The sequence below is a fragment of the Enterovirga sp. genome (assembly GCF_035325185.1).
In the GTDB taxonomy this organism is placed as follows: domain Bacteria; phylum Pseudomonadota; class Alphaproteobacteria; order Rhizobiales; family Beijerinckiaceae; genus Enterovirga.
Genome location: NZ_DAOLAJ010000141.1, coordinates 1 through 6,464, shown reverse-complemented (window position 1 = coordinate 6,464; position 6,464 = coordinate 1). Strand labels below are relative to the sequence as shown.

Sequence of the window (6,464 nt, the reverse complement as noted above, 5' to 3'; positions counted from 1 at the left end):
GGAGTTCAGCCGCCAGCGCGCCTCGCCCTCTCGGCCTCGATCGCGGCGGTGAGGATGCAGAGCGCGATGCCCTCGGCGGCCGTGCGGACATCCGCCAGGGACGGATAGCTCGGGGCGAGGCGCAGGTTGCGGTCGTGCGGGTCGCGGCCATGGGGCCAGGTCGCGCCGGCCGGTGTCAGGGCCAGCCCCGCTTCGCGGGCCAGCGCGACGACGCGGGAGGCGGTGCCATCCGGGACGTCGACGCTGATGAAATAGCCGCCTTCCGGCTTCGTCCAGCGGGCGGCCCCAGTCCCGCCGAGGCGACGCTCCAGCGTGTCGAGGACGGCGGCGAATTTCGGCGCGAGCAGCGCGCGATGCTTCGCCATATGGGCGGCGATGCCGGCGGCGTCCTTCAGGAAGCGCACGTGGCGAAGCTGGTTGAGCTTGTCGGGCCCGATCGTGCGGATCTGAGCCGCCTTCATGAACCAGCCGATATTGGCCTGCGAGCTGGCCAGCGCGGCAAGGCCCGCCCCGGCGAGGGTGATCTTCGAGGTCGAGGCGAAGACGAAGGCCCGGTCGGGATGGCCGGCCGCCTCGCAGGCGTCGAGAATGTTCGCGACGCGCTGCGGCGTCTCCCCGAGATCGTGGACCGAATAGGCGTTGTCCCAGAAGAGGCGGAAATCGGGAGAGCCGGTCTTCATGACGGCGAGGGCGCGGACGGTCTCGTCGGAATAGGTCTCGCCGCTGGGATTCGAATATTGCGGCACGCACCACATGCCCTTCACCGCGGGGTCGGCCACAAGGGACTCCACCTGCGCCATGTCGGGCCCGGCCGGGCCGAGCGCGACCGGGATCATGCGGATGCCGAACGCCTCGCAGATCGCGAAATGCCGGTCATAGCCCGGCACCGGGCAGAGGAAGGCGACGTCCTTCTCCTTCGACCAGGGCCGCTCGCCGCCGGGCACGCCGCGCAGCATCGCCCAGGCGATGCAGTCATGCATCAGGGCGAGGCTCGAATTGTTGCCGAGCACGATGCGCCCGGCCGGCGCGCCCAGCATGCCGGTGAAGAGGGCGCGGGCCTCCGGCAGGCCCTGGAGCCCGCCGTAATTGCGCGCATCCTCGCCGCTCTCGGCGAAATGGTCGCGGTTGCCGGGAAGGGCGAGCATGCCCTCGGCGAGGTCGAGCTGCTCGGGCGAGGGCTTGCCGCGCGTCATGTCGAGCTTGAGGCCGCGGGCGCGGAAGGCCGCATATTCGGCAGCCGTGCGCTGCTCCAAGGCGGAGAACTCGGCCTCGGGGAGGGTCGTCAGCATGGGGAGCTCGCGAGCGGTGAACGATGTCAGGCGATGTCGGGCCGCCCGGCAATGACGACGAGCATCGAGCCGTCGCCGAGGATGCGCTCCGAGACGCGGCGGATGTCGTCCTGCGTCACGGCGGCGACGAGCTGGTTGCGGCGGCGGATATAGTCGAGGCCGAGATCCTCGAAGGCGATCTGCACGAGCTGGTGGGCGATCTTCGTCGAGGTGTCGAAGCTGAGCGCATAGGAGCCCGTGAGATAGGCTTTCGCCTTGTCCAGCTCGTCGTCGTCCGGCCCCTCCTCGCGGAGCTTGCGCATCTCCTGCGCGATCACCTCGAGGCACTCCCCGACGCGCTCGTTCTTGGTGGCCGTATAGCCCCAGGTCATCGCCGCATGACGGTAGCTCACGAGCGACGTGCCGACGCTGTAGGCGAGGCCGCGCCGCTCGCGCACCTCCTGGAACAGGCGGGAGGTGAAGGCCCCGCCGCCGAGGATGTGGTTGAGCACATAGGCGGGAATGAAATCCGGGTCGCGCCAGGAGGCTCCCTCGAAGCCGAAGCGGATCACCGATTGCGGCACGTCGAGATCGACCACGTGCCGCGTGCCCCGGCCGGCGAGCGAGACGGGCCCGATGGCCGAAAGCTGCGGCGTCTTGGGGAGGTCGCCGAAGGTCGCATCAAGCCGCGCGCCGAGTTCGCTCTCGCCGAGATCGCCGACCGCCGCGACCTTCAGCTTCCCCGTCGCGACGATGCGCCGGTGCAGGGCGACGAGATCCTCCCGCGTGATGGCGGCGACGCTCTCGACCGTGCCGGAGGAGGGATGGCCGTAGGGATGGCCCGGAAAGCCCTCCGCCACGAAGCGGCGGGAGGCGACGACGCTCGGATCGTTGGCCTGGTAGCGCAGGCCGGCCAGCGTCTGCGCGCGCACGCGCTCGACGGCGTCCTCGTCGAAGCGCGGCTGCGTGACCGCGAGGCGGAGCAGTGAGAACGCCTCGTCGGCATGGGCGACGAGCGTCTTCAGCGAGCCGCCGAGCGCATCCGGGCCGGAGGTGAAGCTCAGCTCGATCGCATGCTCGGCGAGCCGTTCCTGGAAGGCGTCGGACCGATAGGGTCCGGCGCCCTCGTCGAGGAGGCGGGCGAGAAGCTGCATCGCACCCTCGCGCCCGGGCGGGTCCTGGGCCGCGCCGCCTTCGAAGGCGAAGGCGAGGGCGACCAGCGGCACGAAGCCCGAGCGGACCTGCCAGGCCTCGATCCCGCCCGGCGAGACGACCGGGACGACCTCGGCCGGCCCGGCATCCGATTGTGTCGCGACGCTCATCGGAAGCTCACGAATCCTGCTTGACGAGATGGCCGATGACGGAGCGCCGCGCGGTCAGGTAGCTGTCCATGACGCCGACGAGATCGTCCCGGGTGACCTCCTTGACCTGTTCCGGCCAGGCGCGGACCTCCTCGAGCGTCTCCCCGATGGCGCGCGCCGATCCGTAGATGCGCGCGAGCGAGGACTGGCTGTCGAGCGAATAGATCGTCTCCGCGACGAGGCGCGTCTTCGCCCGCTCGATGGCGAGGTCGTCGAGCGCGTCGCGGGATTCGGCGAGCGTGCGGTCGATCAGGGCGTCCAGCTCGCCGAGGGACACGCCCTCGGCGGGCACGCCGTAGAGCGCGAAGCGGCTGTCGTCGATCGCCGAGCCCATGTACCAGCCGCCGACATTCACGGCCTTGCCGAGATCGAGGACGAGCTTGCGGTAGAGGAGAGAAGTGGGCCCGCCGCCCAGGATTTCCGCGAGAACCTCGAGCGCGTGGCTCTCGCGTCCTTTCGCCGTGCGGACGGAGGGCGCGAGGTAGAGGCGCTGAAGCGTGGGCTGCTCGACCTTGGGATCGGCGACCAGGACCTGCCGGAGCGCGCGTGGCTCCGGTTCGCGCGGCCGCTCGCGCAGGGGAGGGGTACGGCCCGGCGCGTTCCTGCCATAGGTCGCCTCGGCGAGGCGGACGACCTCGGCCGCCTCGATATCGCCGGAAACGACCAGGACCGCGTTGTCCGGGCAATAGAAGCGGCGGTAATAGTCGAGGGCGGCCTGCCGGTCGAGCGTCTCGATCTCGTGCATCCAGCCGATGATCGGGATCCCGTAGGGATGGTGGACGAAGAGGGCGGCCGCCATCGCCTCGGAGAGCTGCGCCGAGGGGTCCGTCTCGACCCGCATGCGCCGCTCCTCCAGGACGACGTCCCGCTCGGGCGCGACGACCTCGTCGTCGAAATTGAGGCCGCTCATCCGGTCGGCCTCGAATTCCATCATGCGCCCCAGATGCTCGGGCGCGACGCGCTGGAAATAGGCGGTGTAGTCGTAGGAGGTGAAGGCGTTCTCCTGGCCGCCAAGGGCCGAGACGACCTTCGAGAACTCGCCGGCGGGATGGCGCTCGGTGCCCTTGAACATCAGGTGCTCAAGGAAATGGGCGATCCCCGAGCGGCCGAGCGGATCGTCGGCCGAGCCGTTCCTGTACCAGACCATATGTGTGACGACCGGCACCCGGCGGTCGGGAATGACGACGATTTCGAGGCCGTTATCCAGCCGGTGCGTGGTCAGTTCGGGACCACCGCCTTCGAGACGTCCCACGGGTGCCGTGTCGGTTCGCAAGTCCACGATGGGTCCGTCTCGTTTCCCCGTCCGCGCGACGGGCCTGCCGCGCGGCTCGAATCCAGGGCATGCGACCGTTTCGCGGAACGGCTGCATGCTCTGGATTGTTAATGTCGGATGCCGCTTTCGGAAAGCCGGATTTCCGCTTTTCGCTGACGCGGACCCCGGCTCCGCAGCATGCCCTAGTCGTCGTTGTTATCGTCTTTCCTAAACCTTTCGGTGAGCCAGGACATCGGGTCCGATTCCTGCCGCATCGTGTCGACATGCGGCGCGAAATCACCCTTGACCGGCTTGCCGCCCGCCCATTTGCGCATGCCGGAGGGAGGGTCGGTGAGAGCCCGCCGGCCCGGCTCCGGTCCGTCATCCGGCTCGGCCTCGCGGGGCTTGGCCCGCAGCGCGTCCGGGCTGAGAAGGAGCACGTCGCGCGCATTGTCGCCGCGATGGGTGCCGGGAACGGGCGCGGAGCTGCTCGCGACCCGGCCGGACTGGATCTCGGCGGGCGTCAGCCGCAGGTTGTTCTCGCCGGAGGAGCGGCGCTTCTCGCTCCAGGTCACCGGAAGAGAATCCTGCTCGGCGGCGCGGCGCCTCGCGGCCACGTCGGGATCGTTGGGCCAGCCCGGATTGGCAGCCGCGCTCACGCGCGAGCCGGGGGCCGGCAGCGTGGTCTTCGGCGGCACGACGAGCGGCGCGCGGTCGCGATAGGCGATCGGAGCCTTGCTCTTCGGGATGACGCCCATCGAGCCCAGCATGTCCTTGAAGAACATTCCCTCCTCGGCGGAAGCGGGCGCCGCCAGGAGAGGGGCCGCAGCGAGGCCGAAGATGAGGCCGAGGCGGGCCGGAGTGATCATCGCGCTCCTCGTCATGTCGTATCCTTTGTCCCCTTACCGCCATCGGCGCCCATTCGGGCTTTCCTGTGACGGAGGGAGACCGGGAGCACCCTATGCCTTCAGGCAGCCGGCGGCTGTTGCCGGTTTGCCACGAAGGCGTCCCAGATCAGCCCGATCACGCCGAACACGATGGCGGCATCGGCGATGTTGAACACGTACCAGGACCATTCGCCCGCATGGAGATGCACGAAGTCGAATACCGCGCCATAGGCGACGCGGTCGATGGCGTTTCCGATCGCGCCCCCGAGGATCAGGCCGAGCGAGACGGCGAGGAGGCGGTTCGCCGCCCTCGCCATCCAGATGCCGAGCGCCACCGTCGAGATGGTCGCGACGGCGACGAGCGCCCAGCGGCCGAATTCCGTGCCCTGCTGGAAGAGGCCGTAGGAGATGCCCCTGTTCCAGACGACCGTCAGGGTCACGAACGGCCCCAGCGACAGCGGATCGTGGAGCGGAAGGTCGTAGACGAAGAGGAGGTACAGCTTCGAGGCCTGGTCCGCGACGAGCGTCAGGACCAGGGCCAGGAGACCCGCGGCAAAGGGCTTCACGCCGCGCCCCTCGCGGCAAGGGCTATGGAATGGGCCGCGTCCCATTCCCGGAGCGCCGCCGCGTCGCGCGGGGTGACGTCGGGATAGGCGGGATCGGCCCCGATTTCGGTCGAGATCTTCCAGGAGCGGGCGCATTTGCGCCCCTCGGCGCGCGCCGGCACCACCGCGATGCCCTTGACCTCGTCGAGGCGGAAGGCATCGGCGGGTCCCTCGCCCTCGCGCAGGTCGAGGCCGGAGGTGATGCAGATCTCGGCCATGTCGACGGCCCGGAGAATCGCCAGGGTCTCGGGATCGGCCACGTAGACGACGGGCGCCGCCTCGAGGCTCGCGCCGATGCGCTTGGCGGCCCGCTCGATCTCCAGCGCGCCGGTCACGACGCGGCGGGCGTTGCGGATCGCGCTCCAGCGCCTCGCCAGCGCCTCGTCGCGCCAGGATGCGGGCAGCTCAGGGAAGACCTCCAGGTGCACCGAGCCGTCCTCGCTCGGATAGTGCTCGAGCCAGGCTTCCTCCGCCGTGAAGGACAGGATCGGCGCGATCCAGGTGACGACGCGGCGGAAGGTCTCCTCGATCACCGCCAGGGCCGCGAGCCGCGTCCGGCTGGAGATCGGGTCGCAATAAAGGACATCCTTGCGGATGTCGAAATAGAAGGCTGAAAGGTCGCCCGTCATGAAGGTCGAGAGGAGCGAGACCACTCGCGCATAGTCGAACTCGGCATAAGCGCGACGGATCTCGCCGTCGAGCTCGGCGAGGCGATGCAGGATCACCCGCTCCAGCTCCGGCAATTCGCCGGGCGGGGGCAGGGGGCTGCCGTCGTGGTGGGCGAGGGTGCCGAGCATCCAGCGGATCGTGTTGCGGAGCTTGCGGTACATCTCCGAGAAGTTCTTCAGGATGTCCTTGCCGATGCGCAGGTCGTCCGAATAGTTCGAGGCGGCGACCCACAGGCGCAGGATGTCGGCGCCCGAGCCCGCGATGACGTCCTGCGGCGCGGTCACGTTGCCGCGCGACTTCGACATCTTCTCCCCGTTCTCGTCGAGGCAGAAGCCGTGCGTCAGCACGACGTCGAAAGGCGCGCGCCCGCGCGTGCCGCAGCTCTCGATGAGCGAGGAATGGAACCAGCCGCGATGCTGGTC

The 6,464-nt window shown here is 69.4% G+C and carries 6 protein-coding genes; all 6 read right to left on the bottom strand.

All coding sequences use genetic code 11. The features are described 5' to 3' along the window. Window positions 1–5 precede the first annotated feature (5 nt). Window positions 6–1,289, bottom strand: coding sequence for an aminotransferase class I/II-fold pyridoxal phosphate-dependent enzyme (locus PKD06_RS17920; protein WP_324382534.1), 1,284 nt, complete (start codon window positions 1,287–1,289; stop codon window positions 6–8). Window positions 1,290–1,315: 26 nt separating this feature from the next. Further along, window positions 1,316–2,590 (bottom strand): pitrilysin family protein, encoded by a 1,275-nt coding sequence (locus tag PKD06_RS17915; protein ID WP_324382532.1) that lies wholly within the window; start codon window positions 2,588–2,590, stop codon window positions 1,316–1,318. A 7-nt stretch (window positions 2,591–2,597) separates the two neighbouring features. Further along, a complete protein-coding gene (locus PKD06_RS17910; protein WP_324382536.1) occupies window positions 2,598–3,911 on the bottom strand; it encodes a pitrilysin family protein in 1,314 nt (437 codons plus the stop codon). Between the two features lie 173 nt (window positions 3,912–4,084). Then, window positions 4,085–4,765, bottom strand: a complete 681-nt coding sequence (locus tag PKD06_RS17905) for a hypothetical protein (protein WP_324382530.1) — start codon at window positions 4,763–4,765, stop codon at window positions 4,085–4,087. Between the two features lie 83 nt (window positions 4,766–4,848). Continuing rightward, window positions 4,849–5,334, bottom strand: a complete 486-nt coding sequence (lspA, locus tag PKD06_RS17900; RefSeq protein ID WP_324382528.1) for a signal peptidase II — start codon at window positions 5,332–5,334, stop codon at window positions 4,849–4,851. Further along, the coding region (locus tag PKD06_RS17895; RefSeq protein ID WP_324382526.1) for a class I tRNA ligase family protein at window positions 5,331–6,464 on the bottom strand (1,134 nt) is incomplete at its 5' end. The genes lspA and PKD06_RS17895, both read right to left, overlap by 4 nt.